This is a genomic window from Nocardia sp. CC201C, assembly GCF_030010695.1.
GTDB classification, from domain to species: domain Bacteria; phylum Actinomycetota; class Actinomycetes; order Mycobacteriales; family Mycobacteriaceae; genus Nocardia; species Nocardia otitidiscaviarum.
In genome coordinates, this window is record NZ_JASCXP010000035.1 from 1 (window position 1) to 23,176 (window position 23,176).

The following is a 23,176-nucleotide window of genomic DNA, read 5'->3' on the forward strand; positions in this document are numbered from 1 at the left end:
CCGTGGGGCCGCGAGCGCACCGAGGCGCGGTCGCGGCGGCGGGAACCGGCCCGGTTCCGCCCGCAGGTGCGCGGTCAGCACCGGATCGCTCGACGTCCCCCGCTGCATGGCGACCAGGTCGTCCACCGCGATGCCGCTGCCGAGCAGGGTGACCATCTCGGCCCCCGCGGAGGTGCCGATCATGACGTCCGCCGTGCGCGGATCCCAGTCCAGTACGTCGCGCGCCGCGGCCAGCGCGGCGACGATCCACGCCGCGCCGAGCGTGCCCCCGCAGCCGATTGCCAGGCCACGCCGCTGTGACCCGTTGCTGTTACTCATGGTTTCGAACACTAGCAGTTCTCGGATACTGGCGGTATCCCAAATCCGACGGTACATAAAATCGACGCATGCCACGTCTCACCCGGTCCGAGAGCCAGGCCCGCACCCGCGCGGAGCTGCTGGCCACCGCGCGTGACCTCTTCCTCACCGACGGCTACGCCAAGACCAGCCTGGAGCGCGTCGCCGAGGAAGCCGGATACTCCAAGGGCGCGGTGTACTCCAACTTCCGCACCAAATCCCAGCTGTGCCTGGAGGTGCTCGAACTCATTCACGAGACCAAGTTCGGCGAGGTGAGCGCGCTGCTGGCGGCGCACGAGGCATTCGACGAGCGCATGGCGGCCTTCCAGGAATGGGCCGAGCGCACCCTCGGCGATGTCGGCTGGACCATGCTGGAATTCGAGTTCGCCATCGTGGCGCGCGACGATCCGGCGCTGCAGGCCGCGCTGGTGTCCAATCTGTCGCTGATTCGCGGCACCGTCGCCGCGCAATTGCAGAGCCTGGCAGGCTCGCTGGGCATCGCGCTGCCCATGCCGCCGGAGGACGCCGCCACCGCGGTGCTGAGCCTCGGCCTGGGGCTGGGGATTCAGCGGGCCATCGACCCGAGCCTGTCGGCGCGGCTCATTACCGATGCGGTGCGGGCCATGATCACGCCCGTTGGCGTCGGCGCGTCCGGTAGCGCGGTCACGCCTGGTGAGTCGGTCACGCCCGGAAGTGCAGGGTCCACTCGCCTCGGTAGTGCAGCCGGGTAATGCTCACCGGCGGAATGTCGATGCGCCAGAACGACTTCGCGGGCGCGTCCAGCGCCACCAGCAGCGCGCACCGGATGACGGCGGGATGGGTGATGGCGATGGTCGGCTCCCCGTCGGCGGCGATGTCGGCCAGCCACTGGGCCGTCCGCTCGATCACGTCCACCACGGACTCGCCCCCGTGCCCCTTGAAGGTGGGGTCGGTGAGCCAGGCGTAGAGGTCCTCCTTGGGCACCGTCATGAGTTCGCCGCCGCGCCACGCGCCCGCGTCCAGGTCGCGTAGTCGGTCCTCCTCGGCGCCCAGCAGGCCCATCAGGGCGGCCGTTTCGACGGTGCGGCGTTCCGGTGCGGTCAGCACCCGGGCGGTATTGAGACGTCCGCAGGCGGAGGCGGCCCGCCGCCCGGCTTCGGTGAGCGGTTCGTCGACGGGGAATCGTGCCTTGCGCATCGCCTCGGTCATGCCGTGACTGACCAGGTCGAGTCTTAGCACCTTCTGCACGGTTGGAAAGCGTACGCGCGGCATCGGCGGGCGTACTTCGATTGCCCGCCGTTGTCTCGACTGTGACCGGGTGATATCCGGACGATGTCGGTGCCCGGGTGCAGACTGGGGGCATGGATCGGTTCTCCCCCGCCACCCGGCAGTGGTTCGACGGCGCGTTCCCCGCGCCGACGGCCGCGCAGTTGGGGGCCTGGGAGGCCATTTCCGCCGGGGAGCACACGCTCGTCGTCGCGCCGACCGGGTCGGGCAAAACGCTGTCGGCGTTCCTGTGGGCCATCGACCGGCTGGCCGCACGCGAGCCCGTGGAGGGGCCGCGCACCACCTCCGTGCTGTACATCTCGCCGCTGAAGGCGCTGGCCGTGGATGTGGAGCGGAATCTGCGCGCGCCGCTGGTGGGGGTGACGCAGACGGCCAAGCGGTTGGGGTCGGAGCCGCCGGAGATCCGGGTGGGGGTGCGGTCGGGGGACACCAGCGCCGCGGATCGGCGGTCCATGCAGCGCACGCCGCCCGACATCCTCATCACCACTCCCGAGTCGCTGTTCCTCATGCTCACCTCGGCGGCGCGCGAGACGCTGCGCGGGGTGCACACCGTGATCGTGGACGAGGTGCACGCCATTGCCGGGTCCAAACGCGGTGCGCACCTTGCGCTTTCACTGGCCCGACTGGATTTGCTGACCGAACGCCCGGCACAGCGGATCGGGCTGTCGGCCACGGTGCGCCCGCCCGCCGAGGTGGGGCGGTTCCTGGTGGGCAATGCTCCGATCACCATCGTGTCCCCGCCCGCGCCCAAGACCTTCGACCTCACCGTGCGGGTGCCGGTGGCGGATATGACCGAGCCCGACGAGTCCGGGGAGGCCGCCTCCATCTGGCCGCATGTGGACGAAGCCATCGTGGACCTGGTGCTCGAACACCGGTCCTCCATCGTGTTCGCCAATTCGCGGCGGCTCTCGGAACGGCTCACCGCCCGGCTGAACGAGGCGTACGCGGCTCGGCTCGGGGAGGCGGTGGATACCGAGCACGCGCCGCCCGCCCAACTGGGTCCGTCGACCGAGGTGGTGCACGGTGCCGCGCCGCTGCTGGCGCGGGCGCACCACGGCTCGGTCAGTAAGGAACAGCGGGCGCTCATCGAGGACGATCTCAAGAGCGGGCGGCTGCGCTGCGTGGTGGCCACCAGCAGTCTGGAACTCGGCATCGATATGGGTGCCGTGGAATTGGTGGTGCAGGTCGAAGCGCCGCCCTCGGTGGCGAGCGGGCTGCAACGGGTCGGGCGGGCCGGACACCAGGTGGGCGAGATCTCGCGCGGCGTGATCTTCCCCAAGCACCGCACCGACGTCATCCACTGCGCGGTGGCGTCGATGCGCATGACCGCCGGGCAGATCGAGGAGCTGAAGGTTCCGGCACACCCCCTGGACATCCTCGCCCAGCAGACCGTGGCCGCGTGCGCGCTGGAACCACTGGACGCCGATGCCTGGTTCGAGGTGGTGCGGAGTACGGGAAGCTATGCGGCACTGCCGCGTTCGGCCTACGAATCGGTGTTGGATCTGCTGTCCGGGCGGTATCCGTCCGACGAGTTCGCCGAACTGCGGCCGCGCATCGTGTGGGATCGCGACGCCGGGACGCTGACCGGACGGCCGGGGGCGCAGCGACTGGCGGTCACCTCCGGCGGGGCCATTCCGGATCGCGGCCTGTTCCCGGTGTTCATGGTGGGCGAGAAGGCTTCGCGCGTCGGCGAACTCGACGAGGAGATGGTGTACGAATCCCGCGTCGGGGATGTGTTCGCGCTCGGGGCCACCAGCTGGCGCATCGAGGAGATCACCTTCGACCGGGTGCTGGTGACTCCCGCCTTCGGCCAGCCGGGGCGACTGCCGTTCTGGCACGGTGATTCGCTGGGCCGCCCGGCCGAATTGGGCGCGGCCCTGGGGGAATTCGTGCGGCAGGCCGGGCAGGCGGTCGAACGGGCGGGCCGACGCGGCGCAGGGGACACACCCGACCGGACATCCAGGAGCACGAGTGCGTCCGACAGCGGGCTACGGGCGGCCGAGGTCTCCTCTCGCGTCACGGCGTCCGACCCCAGCGCCGCGACACCTCCCGAGTCCGGCGCGACCGACACCGCACACGGGGCCGACTCGTCCCAAGCGTCGCCGGTTACAGCACGGCGGGACGGCTTCACGACGCTCGCTGCCGCACACAACGAGTCGGATACGGACGACGGTGCGGGCCACGCCGCCGCCCAGGCGCGCGCGACCGGTGGCAAGGTGGGAAAGCAGGCCACCGGGCGGCAGGGCCGGACACGCAAGGCGTCAGCTGCGGGCGGCTCGGAGCTGAGCTTGCCGGATGTTTCTGCGGCGGCGGGGTTGGATGAGAATGCCACGGCGAATCTCGTTGCGCTGCTGGAGGAGCAGCGCACGGCGACCGGGCAGCTGCCGACCGACAAAACGCTGCTGGTGGAGCGGTTCCGGGACGAGTTGGGTGATTGGCGGCTGGTGCTGCACTCGCCGTACGGGCTGCCGGTGCACGCGCCGTGGGCGCTGGCGGTGGGGGCACGGCTGCGCGAGCGGTTCGGGGTGGATGCCGCGCCGACACCATCGGATGACGGGATCGTGGTGCGGCTGCCGGACACCACCGACGAGCCACCCGGGGCCGAGCTGTTCGTCTTCGAACCGGATGAGATCGACGATGTGGTGACCGAGCAGGTGGGCGGCTCGGCGCTGTTCGCCTCGCGGTTCCGGGAGTGTTCGGCGCGGGCGCTGCTGCTGCCGCGCCGCGATCCGGGCAAACGGGCTCCGCTGTGGCAGCAACGGCAGCGGGCGGCGCAGCTGCTCGATGTGGCGCGCAAGTTCCCGGACTTCCCCATGCTGCTGGAGACGGTGCGCGAATGCCTCCAGGACGTGTACGACCTGCCCTCACTGCGCGATCTGCTGAGCCGGGTGGCGCGGCGGCAACTGCGGCTCGTCGAGGTGGAGACCGCCACGCCGTCGCCCTTCGCGAATTCGCTGCTGTTCGACTACATCGGGCAGTTCATGTACGAGGGTGACAGCCCCCTCGCCGAGCGGCGGGCGGCGGCGCTGTCGCTGGACTCCAGCCTGCTCGCGGAGTTGCTGGGCCGAGTGGAGCTGCGCGAGCTGCTCGACGCGGCGGTGCTGGAGCTGACCGAGCGGGAGTTGCAGCGGCTCACCCCGGAGCGGCACGCCCGCGATCTGGAGGGGCTGGCGGATCTGCTGCGGCTGCTGGGGCCGCTCACCGCCGCGGAGGCCACCCTGCGGTGTGTCGAGGATCCACGCGAATGGTTCGCGGAGTTGGTGAAAACCCATCGGGCGCTGGAGGTCTCCTTCGCGGGGTCGTCGTGGTGGGTGGCGGTCGAGGACGCCGCGCGCCTGCGCGACGCGCTCGGCGTACCGCTGCCCATCGGCGTTCCGGCGGCGTTCGTGGAACCGGTGGCCGATCCGCTCGGTGATCTCGTCGGCCGCTATGCCCGCACCCACGGGCCGTTCACCGTGGACGCGGTGGCACACCGCTTCGGACTCGGCCCGGCCGTCGCGGCGACCGCCCTGCACCGTTTGGCTATCGAAAAGCGGGTGGTGGAAGGCGAATTCACCCCCGGCGCGGCAGGGGCCGAATGGTGCGACAACCAGGTGCTGCGCCGCCTGCGCCGCCGCTCACTCGCCGCCGCCCGCAAGGAGGTGGAGCCGGTCGCCACCGCCGCCCTCGGACGTTTCCTGCCCGCCTGGCAACATATCGGCACCGGGGAGCTGCGCGGCGTGGACGGTGTCGCCGCGGTGGTGGAACAGCTTGCGGGCGTGCCCATTCCGGCGTCGGCCTGGGAATCGCTCATCCTGCCCTCGCGGGTGCGCGACTACGCCCCGGCCATGCTGGACGAACTCCTGGCCACCGGCGAGGTCCTCTGGTCCGGCCACGGCGCGATCACCGCCAAGGACGGCTGGATCGCCCTGCATCCGGCCGAACAAACGCCCCTCACCCTGCCGCCGCCCGACGACTTGGAACTCGGCGAGGTACACATCAGCCTGCTGACGGCCATGGGCGCGACCGTGATCGGCACGGACACCGCACCGGGTGTGGACGGACCCGCCACCGCCCAGGTGGTGCCGAGTTCCGGTGGGGCGTACTTCTTCCGGCAGTTGGCGGAGGCCACCGGGATCGAGGACGAATCCCAGGTGGTGACGGCCCTGTGGGAGCTGGTGTGGGCGGGCCATGTGGGCGGCGACACCTTTGCCCCGGTACGCGCGCTGCTCTCCGGGACCACCCGCACCACCACGGCGCACCGCACGCCGCGCCGCGCCCCGCGCGGGCGCATGTACCTCCCCCGCGCGGGCGCACCGGTCCGCACCAGTCCGCCCCGGGTGGCCGGACGCTGGTCGCTGCTTCCGGAGCGCGTGGCGGACAATACGATTCGCGCCCACGCCACCGCCGATGTCCTTCTGGAACGCTATGGCGTGCTTACCCGCGGCTCGGTGCTGAGCGAAGGCGTGCCCGGCGGCTTCGCCCTCATGTACCGGGTGCTCACCGAATTCGAGGATCGCGGCCGCTGCCGCCGCGGCTATTTCGTGGATTCCCTTGGCGGCGCGCAGTTCTCGACCACCGATGTGGTGGACCGGCTGCGCTCCTACGAAACCGACCGCATCCGCTACCCGGGCGACGGTGTCGAGGGCGCACCCTCCGCCGAAGCATCGGGTGCCGCCGTCGCGCTGGCCGCCTGCGATCCGGCGAATCCGTACGGGGCGGCACTGCCGTGGCCGAAGGCGGCGGCCGAAGGGGCGGGGCATCGGCCAGGACGCAAGGCCGGGGCGCTGGTGGTGCTGGTGGAGGGCGAGCTGGCGCTGTATCTGGAGCGCGGGGGCAAGACACTGCTGACCTTCACCGAGGATCCGGCGGCGCGCACGGCCGCCGCCGGCGCCCTGGCCGGACTGGTACACGCCCGGCGCGTGGATTCGCTGGTCATCGACCGGGTGAACGGGGAATCCGTGCACGGCAACACCTTCGCCGACTTCCTGACCTCGGCGGGCTTCGCCCCGACCCCGCGCGGCTTCCGACTACGGAGCCGTCCGTGACCGTCCCACGGCAGCGATATGCCCGAGGGTGACACCGTCTACCTCGCGGCCGAGCGGCTGCGCGCGGCGCTGGTCGGAAAGACGCTGACCCGCACCGACTTCCGAGTACCCCGCTACGCCACCCTCGACCTGCGCGGCGATCCGGTGGACAGTGTCGGCAGCTACGGCAAGCACCTGTTCGTCCGCACCCCGCGCCTCAGCATCCACACCCACCTGAAAATGGAAGGCACCTGGCGCGTCTACACCCCCGGACAACGCTGGACCAAGCCGGGTTTCACCGCCCGCCTCATCCTCGCCACCGCCGACACGCAGGCGGTCGGCTTCTCCCTCGGCCTGGTGGAGGTGCTGCCCCGTCCCGACGAACACACCGCCACCGTCCACCTCGGCCCCGACCTGCTGGGTCCGAACTGGGACGCCGACGAAGCCCTCCGCCGCCTGCGCGCCCACCCCGACCAGCCCATCGGCCTCGCCCTCCTGGACCAACGCAATCTCGCCGGGATAGGCAATATCTACCGCAGCGAGATCTGCTTCCTCCGCAGGGTGCACCCCGCCACCCCGATCGCCCATATAGACGACCTTCCGGCGCTCGTCGACGAAGCACACCGAGTCCTCACCCGGGCCGCTCACCACCCTCCATGGCGTGCCTTGGCCTACGGCCGCCACCACCGCCCCTGCCCCCGCTGCGCCACCAACCTCATCGCCCGCCACCTCCCCGACCCCGACGAGCCCACCCGCGCCGACCGCAGCATCTACTTCTGCCCCCGCTGCCAGCCCCGGCCATCCGACTGAGGAATTGTTTTCGCTTCCGACTGGCGTTGTCGCCGCAGACCTGTTACCTTACATGCATGTACATGCAACAAACTGAGACGAGTCGGATGCCGCAGGGTCACGTCAGCGCCGCCTGGTCGAAGGTTGCCGCACTGACCTCCGCCGTGGACGCGAACCTCGATCGGTGGCTCGCCGATACCTATCGCGTCGGGCTGACGGAGTTTCGTGCGCTGAGCCTGGTGAGCCAGTCGCCCGAAAAGGAGTTGCGTGTCAATGATCTCGCGCAGAGCGTCGGCCTGAATCAGAGTTCGGCAACGCGCCTGGTGACTCGCCTGGAGTCGAAGGGTTACGTCCGTCGCGACCTCTGCGCGGACGACAAGCGCGGTGTCTACGCGGTCATCACCGAGCAAGGCGAGGCATTGGTCCGCGATGCGCGATCCCCCTACGAAGATCGCATCACCGAACTCCTGACCGCGGCCTCAGCCCACTTCCCCGGTGTCGACATCAGACAACTCGGGGCGGCCCTGCGGGAGATCGAAGCGTTGCTCGCACCCTGAACCACCCGCTGTCACGGCATCGGCTTTCACTGTCCATATACCTGCATGTACATGCATTTATACTCCCGTTGAAAGGAATATCGTCATGAGCTGGCTCTACTTGGGCATCGCGGTCATCTTCGAGGTCGCCGTCGGCATTGCCGCGGGCAAGGCACAGGGCTTCACGAACCTGCGGTGGACGATCGGCACGCTCGTCAGCGGCGCGATCGCCACCTTCTTCCTCAGCCTCGCCCTGCTGACCTTCGACGTCGGCGTCGGATACGCCCTGTGGACCGCACTGGCCGGGGTCTCGATCGTCGTCATCGGCGCGCTGTTCCTCGCCCAACGCCTGACCTGGAAGAAGCTGCTGGGCATCGCCATCGTCATCGTCGGCGTAGTCGGACTCAATCTCGCCGGAACCGTGTAACCCCCTCCCCGCATTCGCGAAAGGACAACTCCCATGACCACCACCGCAACGCCCCATTCGGCACCCGCAACAGTCGAACAGAAGACCGGACCCTGGCTGGCGCTGCTGGCAGCCGGCGGTTTCGAGATCGGCTACGCCCTCAGCGTGAACGGCAGCGAGGGATTCACCAACCCGCTCTGGTCGGCCGTCGCCATCGTCTTCTTCCTCTTCACCCTGTACTTCCTCAGCGTCGCGTTGAAGAAGATCGACGTCGGGATCGGGTACGCCGTATGGGCCGGTATCGGCGCCGTCGGCGCCGCCCTCCTCGGACCGGTCTTCTTCCACGAAACCCTGACCCTGGCCAAAGCATTCTGGCTCGCGGTCATCATCGGCGGAGTCATCTGGCTCAAACTCGCCGACAGCGCCAAACTCGACCGCACCCGAGACGTGCCTGCCGCCGCACAGGCCTGACGCACAGCCGAGCACCGCCGCGTGATCCACCACGCGGCGGTGCTTTTCACTGTCGTGCCGGAGCCATCGTCGTCCGAGGCCGTCATGACAGCCGCCGGGCGCGTCAGCTGGGCCAGGTACCGGTCAGGCGGTGGGTGGTGGTGGCGCCGGCGCGGTCGACGGCGGCCTTGACTCCGGCGAATATCGCGCCTTGGACGACTGCGGCGAGCAGGACCTCGCGCCAGCTTCGATCCGGGTCGGTTGCTTCCGGGACCTGCTCGTCGTGGCGGAGCATCTTCCAGGTCTGCTTGAATACCGCCGCGGCGAGCAGGCCGCTGACCGCGCCCAGGACGAGACCGATCGGCTTGTAGGCAATGTCGACTGATTTCACTGGATCACCCGTTCCGTCGGCGACGCACCGCCCACACCGCGATCACCACGCCCGCCACACCCGCGAGTACGAGGCCGGGGTGACTGCGTGCCTGCTGGGCGGCGTCGGTGGTCTTGTGCTTCAACTGTTCCGCCTTGGCGGCGGCCTGGTGTTCGGCCGCCTCGGCCCGGTCCTGTGCGCGGGCCTTGACGTCCGTCTTGGCCGCGAGCGCTTCGACGGTCTGCCCGAGTTCCGCACGAGTGTGCTCGACCTGCTCGCGCAACTCGTCGACGGAAGCCGCGGTCTTCTTCTCCGAGTCCGGCTGATTCATCGGTGTGCGCTTTCCTTGATCTGAGCGATATCGGCTTTGACGGTTTCGATGGTGTGCTCGGGTGTCGGCGGGGTGGCCTGATCGACCTCCTTGCGGCCGACCAGCGCCAGCACCGCGGTGATCACGGCGAGCAGCGCCGTGACGATCAGCGCCGACGCCCACATCGGCAAGGCCACGGCCAGCGCCGCGATCACGGTGAAGACCAGGGCCTGCAAGGTCAGAAATCCGACCACGGCGGCACCGCCGAACAGCCCGCCACTGATTCCGTACCGCTTGCCCTTCTCCCGCATCTCCGCCTGTGCCAGCCGCAGCTCCCCACGCACCAGCTCGGTGAGCTGCTGCGACGCCTGCTGCACCAGCTCACCGACCGGCTCCCGGCTCGGATCGTGGGTGGCTGGCCCGGGTCCGATGTGCTGCGATTGCGCACCCGACACGGCAATCACCTCCGCATTCACGCTCTCTCGATGGTTATGTCCGGGCAGCCCCGAACTCCTCTGTCAACCGGCTACCCAAACCCGTGCGTCTGACACCGGGGCAAACCGCTCGCGGGCGGTGCCACCTCCTCGGACAGGCAGCGTCGCGGTAAGGCGCGCGCAAGCATCGGATCACCACTGCCGTCCCGCCTCAGCTGGTCCCCTCCCGCACCGGATAGTCGATGATGACCACACCGCCGGTCGCGTAGTTGACGACATCGGCGGCCGCCCGCTGGCCTTGCTCCGACGCCGACGCCGCGGCCAACGCGGCGGCGTCGGCGAAGTCGGCTTCGAAGACCGCGAAGTACGGTGCTGCTCCGTTGGTCGCCGCCACGTCGAAGCTGTAGCGCCAGGCGAGCAGGCCGGGCATCTTCGTTGCCAGTGGAAGGTGGTTGGTCACGTAGTAGTCGCGGAAGTGGTCGGGGTCGACGGGCTTGGGGTACAGGACTACCAACTTGTGCATGGCCGCCTCTCGGTGTGTGAGTGAATATGCGCAGGTTAGGGCTTGATCCGTGGACCAGGGAAAGACCGGTACGGGATAGACTCAGAACGGATCGTTATCAATCGACCGGGAGGGCATGTGGCTCCGGATACGGTGAGCCTGCGGTACTTTCTGGTGCTCGCGCGGGAGTTGAACTTCACCCGCGCGGCCACACGGATCGGGATCGCCCAGCCCGCACTGAGCGCCCGGATACGCCGATTGGAGGCCGAACTCGGTACGAGCTTGCTGGTTCGCAACACGCGCAGCGTCGTATTGACCACGGCCGGTGCGGTTTTGGCGGAGTCCGCGCCGCCCGCGCTGGCGGCGCTGGACCGGGCATGGGACACCGCCCGGAAGGCGGGAGCCGGTGAACTGGGCACGCTGCGCATCGGATACAGCCTCAGCGCTGGGGCCGGGACGGCACCGGCCTTGGTGGACAGAATAATTCGCAGCAGCCCAGGTCTCGATGTCAGCGCGGTCCCGATGGCGACACCGGAGATCTCCCCCGCGGTCGCCGATGGCCGCATCGACGCGGGGATCACCCGGGGTGAACAGCCGGGTCGTGGCGTGCGCCGGTTCCTGCTGCGGCGGCTACGCGTGGGAGTCCAATTGGCACAACATCATCCGCTGGCCGAACACCCGGAGATCGCGATCGCCGATGCGGCCGCGTATCCGCTGCGACTCCCCGACCGCACGGCCAACCCCCCGGTCCACGATCAGCTGTCCGCACTGTTCCGCGACATCCGACCACGACCTCGATTCGTCACGCCCACAGTCTCTTTCGACATGGCTCAGCGCGACCTACTCGACGGCCTCACCCTCGCCCCGGCCGGTGAAGCCGCGATCACGACACAACCGGCCGGTCTCATCTGGCGACCGCTGCGGGGCGCACCTCCCTTGACGATCCACCTGGTCCTCCCGCGCGTGCAGTCGCCACTACACCGCCGCATCCGCGGCGTAGCAAAAACCCTGGCACACGAGCTGCACTGGCTGCCGGACCTAGGCGCGGCAGATCACTCGAGACGAACGTCAGCCGACACTGCGAGCGGGTGAGTTGGCGGAGGCTGCACCAGCAGAAGTACAGGCGCAGAACGGATGTGGTTTGGACCGCCCGAAGACCGCGCAGCCTTGGCCATTTTCGCCGAGATGGTTCGCGCCCAGGGCGGGGGGCGAGTGGCGAATGTGGGCTGCGGAGCGGTGCTGATCACCGGTACTGGCCGTAGTCGCCGACCGTGGACAACCACATGCGGCGGTATCAGCTGAAGTAGCGTACGTCGACCTCCGGGGCGTAGCGCTTCACGGCGTGCTCCAATCGTGTGCGATTCACTTCCCAGCCGATGATCCGCCGACTCACCGAGAACAGACCGGGCAGCGGAGTGCGGAAATCGGGGCCGCCTTCGCTCCACGAGCCGGGCGGATTCGGCAATGTCGATGATCGCTCTCGCGTGGTCAGGCAGATGTAGGTCAAGGGGTAGCGGCCGGGTTCTGTCACCACCGCGACCGAGGTGACCTGCGCCCACGGAAGGCTCACAGCCCCTTGGCGGTCGCCGAGAATCGGGGACTCGCCCAGAGTGATACCGGTGTGGTCGACACGCAATGCGATACGACGTGACAACGTCATGCTCAGGATCTTGTACAGGTAGACCAATCCGCCCCCGCCGAAAAAACCCAGGCAGGCGATCCGTAGCAGGAGCGGGCAATCGGGAAGGAAACCGACAAGAGCGAATCCTGCGCACACGGCGATCGTCGATACATCCCGCACGGTGAAACCGAACCGAACCTCGTAGACGCTGTCGCTCACCCGCCGATTCTGCTCCGCCACGTCACACTCCTTCACCGGATGGTCGGGCCTGCGATGATCGGCCCTCGCGAAGCACGCTAACCGCCGGGCATCAACGATCCGTTGGCATTCGCTTGGAGCACGGAAGCCGGTGAAACAGAGCTCTTCCGCCCTTCGGACCTCGGCTCATCGCCAAGTGTTCCGTCGGCGGACGCGCGACATCACGCGGGAGCACCGAGCGGCGGGCGTTCGAGGACGCGGGGCCTGTACTCGACCAACTGGGTACGACCGTCGAAGGTACGGTGCTCGATCATCTCGAGGGCAACGTCCGGGTAGCCGTCGTAGATGCGTTCCGCGCCCGTGGCACCGGTGATGACCGGGAACATCACGACCCGGAATCGATCGACGAGCCCGGCTCGCAACAGGGAACGGCACAGGCTCAGGCTGCCGATCGTAGTGAGCAGCCCCGAGCCGTTCGATTTCATGGCGCGAACCGTCTCGATGGCGTCGTCTCGGACAAGCGTGGAGTTGGCCCACGTCAGTGGCTCCTCCAGTGAAGAGGAGAACACCACCTTGGACGCTCGGGTGAGCCCGTCGACGGACGCCTCCTCTTCGGGCCTGAACTCGTCCTGGCCAGCCGGGACCTCGCCGGCGGCGAAGCCCGACATCAGGCGGTAGGTATTGGCTCCCATCAGATAGGTGGGCTCTGGTTGTTCGCCGAGCCATGCGAGGTACTCCGGGCCTTCGAGGCCCCAGAAACCGGGCCACCCCTCCCCTGATGCGTAGCCGTCGAGGGTCGTGATGAAGTCGACGAGAAGCTCCGACATGACGGTGTCCTTTCTGCGGTGTCATGAGCTTTGACCGACCGGGGGCGGCAGATTCATCGGCCGATCCTCACACTCGACGAGCTCGGCACTATAGGCCAGTCGCCGCCCGCCATTCATCGGTGACGCAACCTTCCTCAGACGTCCCCACTCTGGCCGAACGGCATCATCGTTCACCGCATCACGGTATCGGCCCACCTGGTGAAACACTGGCATAGATCTCAGCACGCAGCGTTCGGCTAGGGCGTATCGGCAGGATGGTCCCGGCCGCCCGTAAGTGGAATGAGCGGATTCGACAGACGACAGCGGTAGTCTCACCGCTGTGGCATCCCATGGACCGCCACCGATGCGGTAACAGCTACGTCGCGGAGGTTTCGGCCAGCAGGCCAACGCCGAACAACCCCAACACACCTCCGCTGCCACGTAGCAGCGCCCGCGTGACCCGAGTGTTCTTCACCGCTCGCCGCGCGGTCCCGAACACCATCGCGTAAACCAACAACGAGCATAGTCCCACGACGGCGAACGCCAGACCGAGCACGAACGCTTCGCCGGGATGGCTTGTGTTGCTGAGAAATTGGGGGATCACGCTCGCGAACACCATCATGGTCTTCGGATTGGACAGGTCGCACAGCAGACCCTCGCGAAAACTGCGTAGCAGTCCGCCCCGACGATCGGTCTCCGTCCGCGCCTGTGTAGCCGAACCCAAGACCGCGAGGTTCCGCGACAGCGCCAGCCGCACACCGAGGTACAGGAGATACAGCGCTCCAACTACCCGCACAATGTCGAAAGCGATCTGCGAGGAGACCAGCAAGGCTGTTAGCCCAGCAGCAGTGGCCATCGCCCACACAAGATCTGCCACCAGCACGCCGAATGCCACGCCGAACGCTGCCTGTCGTCCCCGCAGGAGCGCACTTTTCAACGTTAGAACTACCGCTGGACCGGGAATGGCGACCAGGAGGACGGCCACGGCGGTGAACGCCAGCAGATTCGGCAGCACAATCCGATCACACCAGAATCGCTGCGGCACCACAACCTAACGGCCCGACACCGTTGGCTACTGCACCTGAGAGTCCTCAACTCGGCAATACGGTCCGTTCGGCCGGTGCCAGATCAACCGTTGCCGCCCGCCCGCGCTGGCCGGTTCGGTCAGCGCGACCAGCGGCATGTGCGTGCATTCGTATTCCTACAGCGGATGCCACTTGGTGCTGGAAGCGTCTTGCTTGAAGTTCAGGGAAGTTTCGTCATGCTTACCTTGCCCGGCAGCACCATGACGAGATCCGTCTTGAGATCGATCTTGCGCTTGGCTGCGCGCACCACTCGACTGCCTGCGGCCAGATCATGCAGTGCCTGCCGTCGAGCCGTCGGGATAGCTGCGAGGACGAGACTGACCGCGAACGACAGCAGGCCGAGTATGGCCAGCGCATTGAGGATGCTCGACTCCGGGAAATTTCCTGACAGCGACAGGAACACAAATGGCAGGAAGATGATCAGCATCCGAATAACCGCAGATCCCAGGCCGATACGTGGCACGACCGATTCCGCCGTCGGCACGACGCGCAATCCGAGCAGTCCTTTGCCGAGGGTCTGCCCTTTCCGCCGAACCAGCAGGAACACCTCCAGCCCGACGTACGCGATGAAGTAGCACAGCGCTGCACCCAGCCCGTAGACGATATCCTCACCCACTCCCTCAGTCATCAGTCCGATCGGAATCCAGAGAATCGATACCGGTATGGCGACCACGAACGTCAGGACAAGACAGAACGCCAGATCCAGAATTCTGGCAGCGAGCCGGCGGAAGAAGGGTGCAGCTTCGTAGGCCATCGGACCTCATCTGTGCTCTGGCACTCTGGACGAACGAATTCCCCCCAGCAGCGCAGCTTTTGGATACATGCCGAGATCGGCTCACCCACTTCCGGCGTTACGGCTGGACTCGCACGGCTATCACGTTGTCCCCGAATATCTTTCGGAAGACGAAGCAATGACCTAATGCCCGCTGAGATGAGCTCGGCCCGTTGATCTTTTGAACGTCCGCATGGCCACCTTGAACCGCTCGCCCAGCGGCATGAGCGGATGGCCGCTGGGACACAGGATCTCCACACGACGACCGCCGGGCAGCCACAGTCGTTGGTTACTGTCCGGAACCATGACCAAGAGCTGGCCCTTGTCGATTGCAGTGATCTACGTTCTCGCGTCGGTCTTCATCGGGCCGGCGATCACGTTGGGCGGGTACATGGTCGCCCCGGCCAACGGGGATTTCTGCGATCTGGGCGCGCATGGCAGCGCGGACCAGCGTGACCACGATTACGCTGTCGTAGAGGGCATTCAGATCATCGGTTCGACAGCCATGCTCGCGGTCGGATCGCTCCTGCTGATCTACCTGTGGATGATTCCTGCCCGTTCGCACTGGTCTGTGCACTTGCTGCTCACCACCGGGATACTCGTCATGATGGCCGGGTATCTCTTCGTTCTCTACCTGGGCACAGTCGCCGATCCACGTTGCTGACCACCAGCACGAGGGCGCGGCCCATGAACTGACGTCACCTTGCATCCGCCCATCGGCAGTTCAGTGCGTTCCGATTGCGGCCCTGATGGTCCGAACCGGCCCGGCAAGCGGAGTTACGGTACGTTCGCATCGTTACCTGTAGTGGCTGTACCCGTTCCAGTCCTCCCACCCATTGGCATGTAGCAGAAACTCCCGGTACTGAGGGTCGAGATGAAGTCCCAGCCGTTGCTCGGCTTCGACAAGTGCCTGCGGTCGCACCTGCACCGGGCGAGGTCACCTCTTGGTATTCCGAGTCTTCGGCCGCCAGCCGGTTGACCTCGGACATCTCCGATATCAGATCGGACCAATCGATGTCGTCACCTCTGTTCGAAACGCAAGCAGCGGGCAGTACGACGGTGATCAGCGCAATCGCAGCAGCCCAACGGCGCACTCTCCGCGATGAAGTGGGCACGGGCTCGTACTCCGACAAAAGAGTACGTTCCGCCGGTTCGAGGTGGCGTGCCGGTTCCACGGGTAGCTGGCCAGACTCAGTGCGCCATGAAAGCCTGGACCGATGAGCTGGCAGGCCGAAAGCTCCAACTCCGGGGTTCGAGCAAACACCGCTCACGATCGGGCACCACTGGGCCTCTGAAAGGAGTAGTGCATGGCGCAGCTTCCGATACGGATCGAAAACATGCCGGACGACTCGGGTTTCCTCGGCATCGTGGACCTGCACACCTACAAGACGTTCGTGAGCGAGAACTGGACCTTGGAGTCGCTGTTCGGGCACTTCGCATCCGAAATGGAGCGGCGAGCAATGCTGCTCTGGGGTACAGGGGGCGAGGGCAGCTGGCGGATCGACGTATCCGCCTCATCGGTGGAACCGCAGTTCCCGATCGCCCGGCAAGCCATCGGCCCCATCACCGTGACCAAGGGTGAGCTGATCGTCGTCAACTACGAAATCCTCACGATGGCTGCACAATTCGAGGACCAACGCATCGACCGGCAAAAGGACTGGTACGGCTCCGGCATCGAACTGCCCAACGGCGACTATATGTGCACCATCAGCCAACTCACCGAACCCGAACTCAGCAGGACACACGACGGCCCGGACTTCCACCTCCAACTCATCCCCGGTGAGACTCCGAACTGGACCAGCACCGCCTGGTTCGACCTTTGACCCGAGATGGCGATCAACTCCCGCTCATCGGCATGAAGGCGTGTTCGGTTAGCGCGTTGCACCCCATTCGCCAGCGGGCTAGGTGACCTGGAGGCGGTTGCCGTATCCGCGCGCGGTTCCCTGCTGGGCCAGCGCATCGAGCGCCGCGAGGACACGTTGGTTGGCGAATCGGATCCACGAGAACACCACCAGGCCGATTACTCCGGCGACCGGCAAGCCGAGGCTACCCGTGTAGCCATGGGGGGCTTTCACGGTGAGAAGTGCCGGGAGGATCAGACATAAGGCTGCGAGCGCGAGAAAGAACCAGGATAGCGCCAGGCCCGCGCGACGACGGACGCGTTCCTCCATGATCCACTGACCCCAGCGGATAGCGTCATAGGGCGAAGCCAGAATGGGTAGTTGCCGTGCGTGCACGGCCCGGTAAAAATCACGCATCCGCTCGCGACCTCCGTAGCGTTGACGCTCCCTCGCGACGCCGACAGCGAAGATGGCCGTGACCAGGACAGCAAAGGGGATGCCGAACCAGACGAACCCGCTGATCGCTGCAAATCCCCACATCGCCGCGAATACCGGAGGTGCAAGGACCCACAGCGGAGCGAAAGGCAGCTCTCGCAGTCGCTTCATCCACACATCCGTTCTTGGTGGTCTGACGCGGATAAATCGGAACAGTGGTGAAACAAGCCCAACTTAAGATAGCTGTAAAGTAGCCGTCTGTCGTTTGAGGTGAGCGGGGCAACGCGTCATCGGCAGTTCCGAGAGAGGGGATCGTGATGCTTGGCTTAGTTCAGATCGCGAAGCCAGTTCCGCGCCCGAGGTTCGTCACGGTGATGGCATCTGTGGCTACGGCACTGGTCAGCATGTGTTTCGGAGGAACAGCGGTTCGGGCGGATACTCCCGTGCCGATGAGTGACGAGTGGGCGGTGGAGCAGGCGGTGTACCGGCATGTCGATGCCCTGAACGCCGGTGATGTGGCGACTCTACGAAGCACGGCCTGCGGTGCGATCGCGGAAGACTTCCGCGATTTCGGTCCACTGACCGACCTGATGATCTGGTGGGAGGGTCCTGGACAAGGCCGCCGGATCGAGGTTCAGCGTTTCACGGAGGTCGATATCTCCGATCAGACCGCAGTCGCTGACACTGAACTGCGGACTTCGACAGCGGCTGACCTGCAGAGTGTGAGCTTCAGGCTCGAGCGCGGCGCCGACGGCTGGCGAGTGTGCTCCACAGATCGACCGATTCCCTGACGGACGAAACTCGCGGTAATCGCCACCAGCGGCTCGAGCGCGCGTTCGCTACTCAGCCGTATCGGGATTCGGGTGGCTCGCGAGCGGAGGGCAGGAGCGCCCCGATCAAAGACGTTGGAATCGCCCGGTTCCAGCGCGGTCAATATCCTGGCCCGAATATCGAAGTCTCGGGCGTACTCCGGACGGTTCAGCGAAAGGACAGGTAGATCTCCCGCAGGAGGTCTCCTTCTGCCGCCGTGACCAGATCCTTGCGCGCGATAAGGGAGGCCGCGAGGAACTCGATGCACAGCAACCACTCACCAGCGACTCTGCACTTCCTTCTGTCATGGTCATCATCCGGGACGGCCATCACTCGAAACTCGGAAGTTGGCGCGTTCAGCCGGCCGCAGCACGGCCGGTTCGGTCAGCGCGCCATCCGGCAAGTACGGATGTCGCCGCTGGTCGTCTGCTGCAAGGATCAGCGTGAAGACTCGTCAGGGGATGACCTTCCAGGGAACCCAGTCACCCATGTCCGGCACCAGCTCGAGCCCTATGGTCCTGTTGCTCTCCGGGGTGCCATCCTGGCAACGCTGCATGACCTCGATTTCGAATCGATAGATGGGGTGAAGGCGGTCGGGCCGCTCACCTAGGTCCCGCACTTGCAGGATCGTGTAGCGGCAACCGGGAGCGGGGAGTGCGCGTGCGATGGCGGCTCGTCGTTGTTCGCGTGGTTCGGGGTTGGCATAACCGAGAATCACTTTGTCCGGATCACCGTTGTTGAGGCGGCTGACGATCTTTTTCGCCATGTCGCTCGCATCCAGGTCACTCATGGCGTCGTGGATGGGAGTGGGCACGGAACACGGGGCGATTCAACCCCCAGGATCATTGACTGCACGAGCGCTATGTAATCGGCAGTTGCGAAAGTTCCGCTGATCTCGGGTCAGTTCGGCCCGTTGATCTTCGGCCGACCCCCGCCGACCGATCGGTCAGCGCGATCAGCGGCATGAGAGGGCGTTCGTGTACCCGCAGTTTCTGGAGACCTTGCGTAGCCCCTGTCCAAGGGCCTGCCAGGCATAACGAGAGTGGCCGATATCTCCTGGCAGCGGTGAAACATCGCGTCCCGATGAGCCGATTCGACCACGGTGAACTCCAATAACGCAGATAGCTACCCTATGTACGTCGATCACTCACCTGGCGTAGCTCTGCTCATCGGAATTCTTGTGTTCACCACCCTCGTGGTGGTGACACTTCGGTGGCGCGGCAGGTCCTGGCTCGTAGTGGTGCTCGGCGGTGTGGCCGCGGCGCTCGTCGGCTACGTCGTGGGCCTGGAGATGATCGTTCTGATCTGGAGGCGATCGTTCTGATGTGGTGAAGACCGTTGCCCTCGGAATCAATCCCCCGTGTTCGCGCCCGGATGGCATTCGGCCTCGGCTGCGCGCTAGCAATCACGCGGGCGAGGGGGCGGGGTGGTGCGCTGGTCCGGGGGAGCTGGCCGTCGTCGCGGTACGGGTCGACTGGGGCGGTTCGGGGATCGGGGTAGGGGGTGACGCGGCCGTCGGGCCAGAGGAGAGCCCATGTGCCGTCGTGGAATTGGAGCCAGCCGCGCGGCTGGTCGTCGCCGGTCGGTGCCGGGGTGTCATCGCCGTGGGTCGGCATCGGATCGGGGGTAGGTGTTGTCCGGGTCGATGGTGATCACGGATACGACGTTCAGGAGGGCGGGGGGTACGGTGTCGCCGTCGAAATGGGCTGTGCTGGGGACGAAGACGGCGCTGGCGGCTATGCGGGTGATGGTGGATTTCAGGGCCGCGAGGGGTGGTTTGCCGGTGCGGCCGTCGAGGACGATCATCTTGGCGAAGTCGAAGCCGCGGCGGGCGGCGAGGCTGCGGATCTGGGACTCGTCCCAGGCTTGGCGGACGCCGCTGATGTCGGAGCGCAGGTAGCCGATCGCGGTGGGGCGGAATCTCATGGCGGGGGTCCGTTCTGTCGGGATGTGGGGTGTCGGGATGGTTTCGATGACACACCTCGCGGCAGCGACACGCGGGCCGAAACGGCGGGGCCGAAAGAAGTGCCCGGAAATCGCTGAACGGGCACCGGTGCAGGTGGGAGCATTTCTTCGGAACGGTGAACTCGACCTCCCCGAATCGGAGGATGCGATGACCCAGGCGAACGGTGAGGCGGGGTCGACGCTGCCGCGGCGTCAGCTCGGCCGGTATCTGCTGGAATGGCGCAGCCGCGCCGGATACACGCAGGCGAAGGCCGCGCAGCTCTTGGAGATCGGGGCGACCAGTCTCGGCAGGCTGGAGAAGGGGGAGAATTCGCGGATCAAGTCGCGGGATATCCAGGCCGCGTGCGATTTGTACGGTGTGCCGGAGGATTTGACCGCGGCGTTGGTGGGGTTGGCGAGACAGGCGAATGTCAAGAACTGGTGGCATCAGTACGGGGATCTGATCCCCAAGGACTTCGACGTGTATGTGGGACTCGAGGCCGCCGCGTCGAAAATCATTACGTACCAACCGGAGTTGGTGCCGGGGCTGTTGCAGATCGCCGAGTATGACCGGGCGTTGGTCAGCCAGATCTGGCCAGACGATTCCCCCGAGGAATGGGAGCGGCGAGTGCAGTTGAAGATGCAGCGCCAGAAGGTCGTCAGTCGGCGCACCCAACCGGTTGAGCTGGAGGCCGTGGTCGGTGAGGCCGCACTGCACCGGATCGGGGGTAGTCGCCGCATCATGGCAGCACAGCTTCGACGCCTGGCCGATCGGTCCACCGAGGACAACGTGGAGCTTCGGATACTCCCCTTCACCGCAGGCTTTCCGGGTGGTATCTCGATGCCTCCCTTCGTCCTGCTTCAGTACGGTGAATCAGCGCCCGGGGAGCCCATCGAGCCGCCTGTCGTGTTCCTGGAGGGCGTGGTGGGCAACATGTACATTGAGGACGCCGACGACGTGACGAGCTTCGCACGTTCGTTTCATCGTCTGAGGGACGCGGCACTCGACGGCACCACCAGCCGACAGCTGCTCAGGAAGATGGCGAGGGAGTATGAGGGTGGACATTGACCTGTCCGGCGCGCACTGGTTCACAAGCAGCCACAGCCAGGGCGGTGGCGAATGCGTGGAGGTCGCCTTCCTCGACGACGGAGTTGTCGGCGTCCGTGATTCCAAGAACCCAACCGGCCCCGCGCTGATCTTCACCGCCAGCGAGTGGAGCGCCTTCACCACGCGGGTGAGCACTGGCGAATTCCACCGGCCCAACTGATTTCACTCGGACGAAGCGAACGCGAGCGCCCCACCACAGGTGGGGCGCTCGCCGTATCGCCGGAGCTTTCAATCAGTCGGCGCTGAGTGGAACCGGATCCAGCACCTCCCGGCGCGCCTCCGGCGCTTCCAGGCGCAGCGCGTCGGCGGAGGTGTCGTCGGGCTGGGTCTGGGATTCGATCTCCGCGCGCACGCGGGCCTGGTAGGTGCTCACCTCGCGGGCGATGTCGGCCTCTTCCCAGCCGAGGACGGGGGCGACCAGGCGGGCCACCTGGTCGGCGCAGTCGACGCCGCGGTCGGCGTATTCGATGGAGATGCGGGTGCGGCGGGCCAGGATGTCGTCCAGGTGCAGCGCGCCTTCGGCTGCCGCCGCGTACAGGGCCTCCACCTGGAGGTAGGCGGGGGCGGCGGTGATCGGTTGCAGCAGATCGGGTTTGCCGTCCGCCAAGCCGAGCACCTCGTCGATGAGGGAGCCGTAGCGGTTGAGCAGGTGTTCGATGCGGTAGGGGTGCACGCCGTACTTCTCGGCGAGGTGCGGGACCTGGTTGAGCAGGGCGTGGTAGCCGTCCGCGCCGAGCAGCGGCACCTTCTCGGTCACCGACGGCGACACCCGGCGCGGGATGTCCACCAGCGCCGCGTCGACGGCGTCGTAGGCCATCACCCGGTAGGTGGTGTACTTGCCGCCCGCGATGGCCACCAGGCCGGGTGCGATCCGGGCCACGGCGTGTTCGCGGGAGAGCTTCGAGGTCTCGTCGCTCTCTCCCGCCAGCAGCGGGCGCAGGCCCGCGTACACGCCGGTGATGTCGGCGTGGGTGAGCGGCGTGACCAGCACCTCGTTGATGCGGTCGAGCAGGTAGTCGATATCGGCCTTGGTGGCGGCCGGATGCGCCAGGTCGAGATTCCAGTCGGTGTCGGTGGTGCCGACGACCCAGTGGTTGCTGCCCCACGGGATCACGAACAGCACCGAGGTGGGGGTGCGCAGGATCAGGGCCGCGTCGCTGGCTATGCGGTCGCGCGGCACCACGATGTGCACGCCCTTGGAGGCGCGCACATGGAATCGTCCCCGCACATGCGACAACGCCTGGATCTCGTCGGTCCATACCCCCGTGGCATTGATGACCACGCTGGCGCGGGCCTCGGTGGTGCGGCCGTCCTCGCTGTCGCGCACCTTCACCCCGACCACCCGGTCGGCCTCGCGCAGGAAGCCGACCACCTGGGTGGAGGTACGGATGGTCGCCCCGTAGTGGGCGGCCGTCCGCGCCACCGTCATGGTGTGGCGGGCATCATCGACCAGCGTGTCGTAGTAGGTGACGCCGCCGGTCAGCGCGCTGCGCTTGAGCCCGGGAGCCAGTCGCAGCGCCCCGTGCCGGGTCAGATGATGCTGTCCCGGAACGGATTTCGCGCCGCCCATGGTGTCGTACAGCAGCAGGCCCGCCGATACATAGGGCCGCTCCCAGCCGAAATGGGTCAGCGGGTAGAGGAACTTCAGCGGCTTCACCAGATGCGGCGCGAGCTTGGACAGCGCCAGCTCCCGCTCTCGCAGCGCCTCGCGTACCAGCCCGAACTCGAACATCTCCAGGTAGCGCAGGCCGCCGTGGAACATCTTGGAGGAGCGGCTCGAGGTGCCCGCCGCCAGATCGCGCGCCTCCACCAGCGCCACCTCCAGACCGCGAGTGGCGGCGTCGAGCGCGATACCCGCGCCCACCACGCCACCGCCGATCACGATCACGTCGAACGGCTCCTTACCGAGCCGTTCCCAGGCAGCGGCACGCTGCTCCGGGCCCAGGAACTGAGAGTGCGGGTGCTTCGCCATGCTCGACTCCTCCGGCCGACCGGTGCGCCGGAGGCTCCGGCGACGCGGCATTCGTATCGATGACGCTCGTGGCTCTGGTGCGGTTGCCCATGGGTAACCAGACACCAGCCTAACGCGGTCGTTCGCGACAGGAAGCAACGACGGGGCCTGTGTCATCCGCCCGTATCGGCCCGTTCGCA

26 protein-coding genes and 1 pseudogene are annotated in these 23,176 nt (G+C 66.7%); 13 read left to right on the forward strand and 14 right to left on the reverse strand.

The features are described from left to right. A pseudogene (locus QK444_RS06345) lies at positions 1-318 on the reverse strand (patatin); the annotation flags it as partial. A gap of 68 nt (positions 319-386) precedes the next feature. Here QK444_RS06345 and QK444_RS06350 point away from each other — a divergent pair. Further along, the gene (locus QK444_RS06350; RefSeq protein ID WP_282778014.1) at positions 387-1,067 is read left to right on the forward strand and encodes a TetR/AcrR family transcriptional regulator; all 681 of its coding nucleotides are present in this window, start codon (positions 387-389) and stop codon (positions 1,065-1,067) included. Here QK444_RS06350 and QK444_RS06355 read toward each other — a convergent pair. Beyond that, positions 1,018-1,563, reverse strand: a complete 546-nt coding sequence (locus tag QK444_RS06355; RefSeq protein ID WP_282778015.1) for a histidine phosphatase family protein — start codon at positions 1,561-1,563, stop codon at positions 1,018-1,020. The two genes, QK444_RS06350 and QK444_RS06355, sit on opposite strands and share 50 nt — an antisense overlap. 113 nt (positions 1,564-1,676) lie before the next feature. On the opposite strand from QK444_RS06355, the gene QK444_RS06360 reads away from it, so the two are divergent. The 5 genes from QK444_RS06360 (at position 1,677) to QK444_RS06380 (ending at position 8,810) form a co-directional block, all read left to right on the forward strand. Next, a complete protein-coding gene (locus QK444_RS06360; protein ID WP_282778017.1) occupies positions 1,677-6,629 on the forward strand; it encodes a DEAD/DEAH box helicase in 4,953 nt (1,650 codons plus the stop codon). 18 nt (positions 6,630-6,647) lie between these two features. Beyond that, the gene (locus QK444_RS06365; RefSeq protein ID WP_282778019.1) at positions 6,648-7,418 is read left to right on the forward strand and encodes a DNA-formamidopyrimidine glycosylase family protein; all 771 of its coding nucleotides are present in this window, start codon (positions 6,648-6,650) and stop codon (positions 7,416-7,418) included. 56 nt (positions 7,419-7,474) lie between these two features. After that, the gene (locus QK444_RS06370) at positions 7,475-7,954 is read left to right on the forward strand and encodes a MarR family transcriptional regulator (RefSeq protein ID WP_282778021.1); all 480 of its coding nucleotides are present in this window, start codon (positions 7,475-7,477) and stop codon (positions 7,952-7,954) included. An 85-nt stretch (positions 7,955-8,039) separates the two neighbouring features. Next, the gene (locus QK444_RS06375) at positions 8,040-8,360 is read left to right on the forward strand and encodes an SMR family transporter (protein ID WP_195119791.1); all 321 of its coding nucleotides are present in this window, start codon (positions 8,040-8,042) and stop codon (positions 8,358-8,360) included. A gap of 33 nt (positions 8,361-8,393) precedes the next feature. Next, positions 8,394-8,810, forward strand: a complete 417-nt coding sequence (locus tag QK444_RS06380; protein ID WP_282778025.1) for a multidrug efflux SMR transporter — start codon at positions 8,394-8,396, stop codon at positions 8,808-8,810. A 103-nt stretch (positions 8,811-8,913) separates the two neighbouring features. Here the strand turns inward: QK444_RS06380 and QK444_RS06385 are convergent, their stop codons facing one another. The 4 genes from QK444_RS06385 to QK444_RS06400 all read right to left on the reverse strand — a co-directional run bounded on the left by QK444_RS06385 (position 8,914) and on the right by QK444_RS06400 (position 10,426). Continuing rightward, entirely contained in the window at positions 8,914-9,180 is a 267-nt protein-coding gene (locus QK444_RS06385) for a DUF4235 domain-containing protein (RefSeq protein ID WP_039810455.1), read from the reverse strand. Between the two features lie 4 nt (positions 9,181-9,184). Then, positions 9,185-9,490 (reverse strand): DUF3618 domain-containing protein, encoded by a 306-nt coding sequence (locus tag QK444_RS06390; protein ID WP_282778028.1) that lies wholly within the window; start codon positions 9,488-9,490, stop codon positions 9,185-9,187. Further along, positions 9,487-9,924 (reverse strand): phage holin family protein, encoded by a 438-nt coding sequence (locus QK444_RS06395; RefSeq protein WP_221937872.1) that lies wholly within the window; start codon positions 9,922-9,924, stop codon positions 9,487-9,489. Before QK444_RS06395 ends, QK444_RS06390 begins: the two co-directional genes overlap by 4 nt. A 190-nt stretch (positions 9,925-10,114) precedes the next feature. Next, positions 10,115-10,426 (reverse strand): EthD family reductase, encoded by a 312-nt coding sequence (locus QK444_RS06400; RefSeq protein WP_282778031.1) that lies wholly within the window; start codon positions 10,424-10,426, stop codon positions 10,115-10,117. A gap of 117 nt (positions 10,427-10,543) precedes the next feature. Between QK444_RS06400 and QK444_RS06405 the strand changes: the two genes are divergently transcribed. Beyond that, complete coding sequence (locus QK444_RS06405) at positions 10,544-11,497, forward strand: LysR family transcriptional regulator (RefSeq protein ID WP_282778033.1); 954 nt, start codon at positions 10,544-10,546, stop codon at positions 11,495-11,497. 202 nt (positions 11,498-11,699) lie between these two features. Here the strand turns inward: QK444_RS06405 and QK444_RS06410 are convergent, their stop codons facing one another. The 4 genes from QK444_RS06410 to QK444_RS06425 all read right to left on the reverse strand — a co-directional run bounded on the left by QK444_RS06410 (position 11,700) and on the right by QK444_RS06425 (position 14,869). Then, on the reverse strand, positions 11,700-12,266 hold the full coding sequence (locus QK444_RS06410) for a hypothetical protein (protein ID WP_282778035.1): 567 nt from the start codon (positions 12,264-12,266) through the stop codon (positions 11,700-11,702). 179 nt (positions 12,267-12,445) lie between these two features. After that, positions 12,446-13,051: a dihydrofolate reductase family protein gene (locus QK444_RS06415; RefSeq protein ID WP_282778036.1), complete on the reverse strand. Its 606-nt coding sequence runs from the start codon at positions 13,049-13,051 to the stop codon at positions 12,446-12,448. Positions 13,052-13,406: 355 nt separating this feature from the next. Further along, a complete protein-coding gene (locus QK444_RS06420; RefSeq protein WP_282778038.1) occupies positions 13,407-14,075 on the reverse strand; it encodes a LysE family translocator in 669 nt (222 codons plus the stop codon). A 200-nt stretch (positions 14,076-14,275) separates the two neighbouring features. Next, complete coding sequence (locus QK444_RS06425) at positions 14,276-14,869, reverse strand: RDD family protein (RefSeq protein WP_282778040.1); 594 nt, start codon at positions 14,867-14,869, stop codon at positions 14,276-14,278. Between the two features lie 322 nt (positions 14,870-15,191). Between QK444_RS06425 and QK444_RS06430 the strand changes: the two genes are divergently transcribed. Both QK444_RS06430 and QK444_RS06435 read left to right on the forward strand, forming a co-directional pair. After that, positions 15,192-15,551 carry a hypothetical protein gene (locus QK444_RS06430; RefSeq protein ID WP_282778042.1) on the forward strand — a complete coding sequence of 120 codons (360 nt, stop codon included), beginning with the start codon at positions 15,192-15,194 and terminating at the stop codon, positions 15,549-15,551. 643 nt (positions 15,552-16,194) lie between these two features. Continuing rightward, positions 16,195-16,710 (forward strand): hypothetical protein, encoded by a 516-nt coding sequence (locus QK444_RS06435; protein WP_282778044.1) that lies wholly within the window; start codon positions 16,195-16,197, stop codon positions 16,708-16,710. Positions 16,711-16,788: 78 nt separating this feature from the next. Here QK444_RS06435 and QK444_RS06440 read toward each other — a convergent pair whose 3' ends face one another. Then, positions 16,789-17,334, reverse strand: a complete 546-nt coding sequence (locus QK444_RS06440) for a hypothetical protein (RefSeq protein WP_282778046.1) — start codon at positions 17,332-17,334, stop codon at positions 16,789-16,791. Between the two features lie 278 nt (positions 17,335-17,612). Here QK444_RS06440 and QK444_RS06445 point away from each other — a divergent pair, with 278 nt between their 5' ends. Then, positions 17,613-17,954 (forward strand): hypothetical protein, encoded by a 342-nt coding sequence (locus tag QK444_RS06445; RefSeq protein WP_282778048.1) that lies wholly within the window; start codon positions 17,613-17,615, stop codon positions 17,952-17,954. A gap of 473 nt (positions 17,955-18,427) precedes the next feature. Here QK444_RS06445 and QK444_RS06450 read toward each other — a convergent pair whose 3' ends face one another. Then, positions 18,428-18,763: a hypothetical protein gene (locus tag QK444_RS06450; protein ID WP_282778050.1), complete on the reverse strand. Its 336-nt coding sequence runs from the start codon at positions 18,761-18,763 to the stop codon at positions 18,428-18,430. Between the two features lie 390 nt (positions 18,764-19,153). On the opposite strand from QK444_RS06450, the gene QK444_RS06455 reads away from it, so the two are divergent. Beyond that, positions 19,154-19,297 (forward strand): hypothetical protein, encoded by a 144-nt coding sequence (locus QK444_RS06455; RefSeq protein WP_282778052.1) that lies wholly within the window; start codon positions 19,154-19,156, stop codon positions 19,295-19,297. A 272-nt stretch (positions 19,298-19,569) separates the two neighbouring features. On the opposite strand, the gene QK444_RS06460 is transcribed toward QK444_RS06455, so the two are convergent. After that, positions 19,570-19,899: a hypothetical protein gene (locus QK444_RS06460; protein ID WP_282778053.1), complete on the reverse strand. Its 330-nt coding sequence runs from the start codon at positions 19,897-19,899 to the stop codon at positions 19,570-19,572. Between the two features lie 37 nt (positions 19,900-19,936). Here QK444_RS06460 and QK444_RS06465 point away from each other — a divergent pair, with 37 nt between their 5' ends. Both QK444_RS06465 and QK444_RS06470 read left to right on the forward strand, forming a co-directional pair. After that, positions 19,937-20,986, forward strand: coding sequence for a helix-turn-helix transcriptional regulator (locus tag QK444_RS06465; RefSeq protein ID WP_282778054.1), 1,050 nt, complete (start codon positions 19,937-19,939; stop codon positions 20,984-20,986). Further along, positions 20,976-21,185: a DUF397 domain-containing protein gene (locus tag QK444_RS06470; protein WP_282778055.1), complete on the forward strand. Its 210-nt coding sequence runs from the start codon at positions 20,976-20,978 to the stop codon at positions 21,183-21,185. The genes QK444_RS06465 and QK444_RS06470 overlap by 11 nt, the downstream gene beginning before the upstream one ends. 72 nt (positions 21,186-21,257) lie before the next feature. Here QK444_RS06470 and glpD read toward each other — a convergent pair whose 3' ends face one another. Then, positions 21,258-22,997, reverse strand: a complete 1,740-nt coding sequence (gene glpD / locus QK444_RS06475; RefSeq protein ID WP_282778056.1) for a glycerol-3-phosphate dehydrogenase — start codon at positions 22,995-22,997, stop codon at positions 21,258-21,260. Positions 22,998-23,176: the final 179 nt, after the last annotated feature.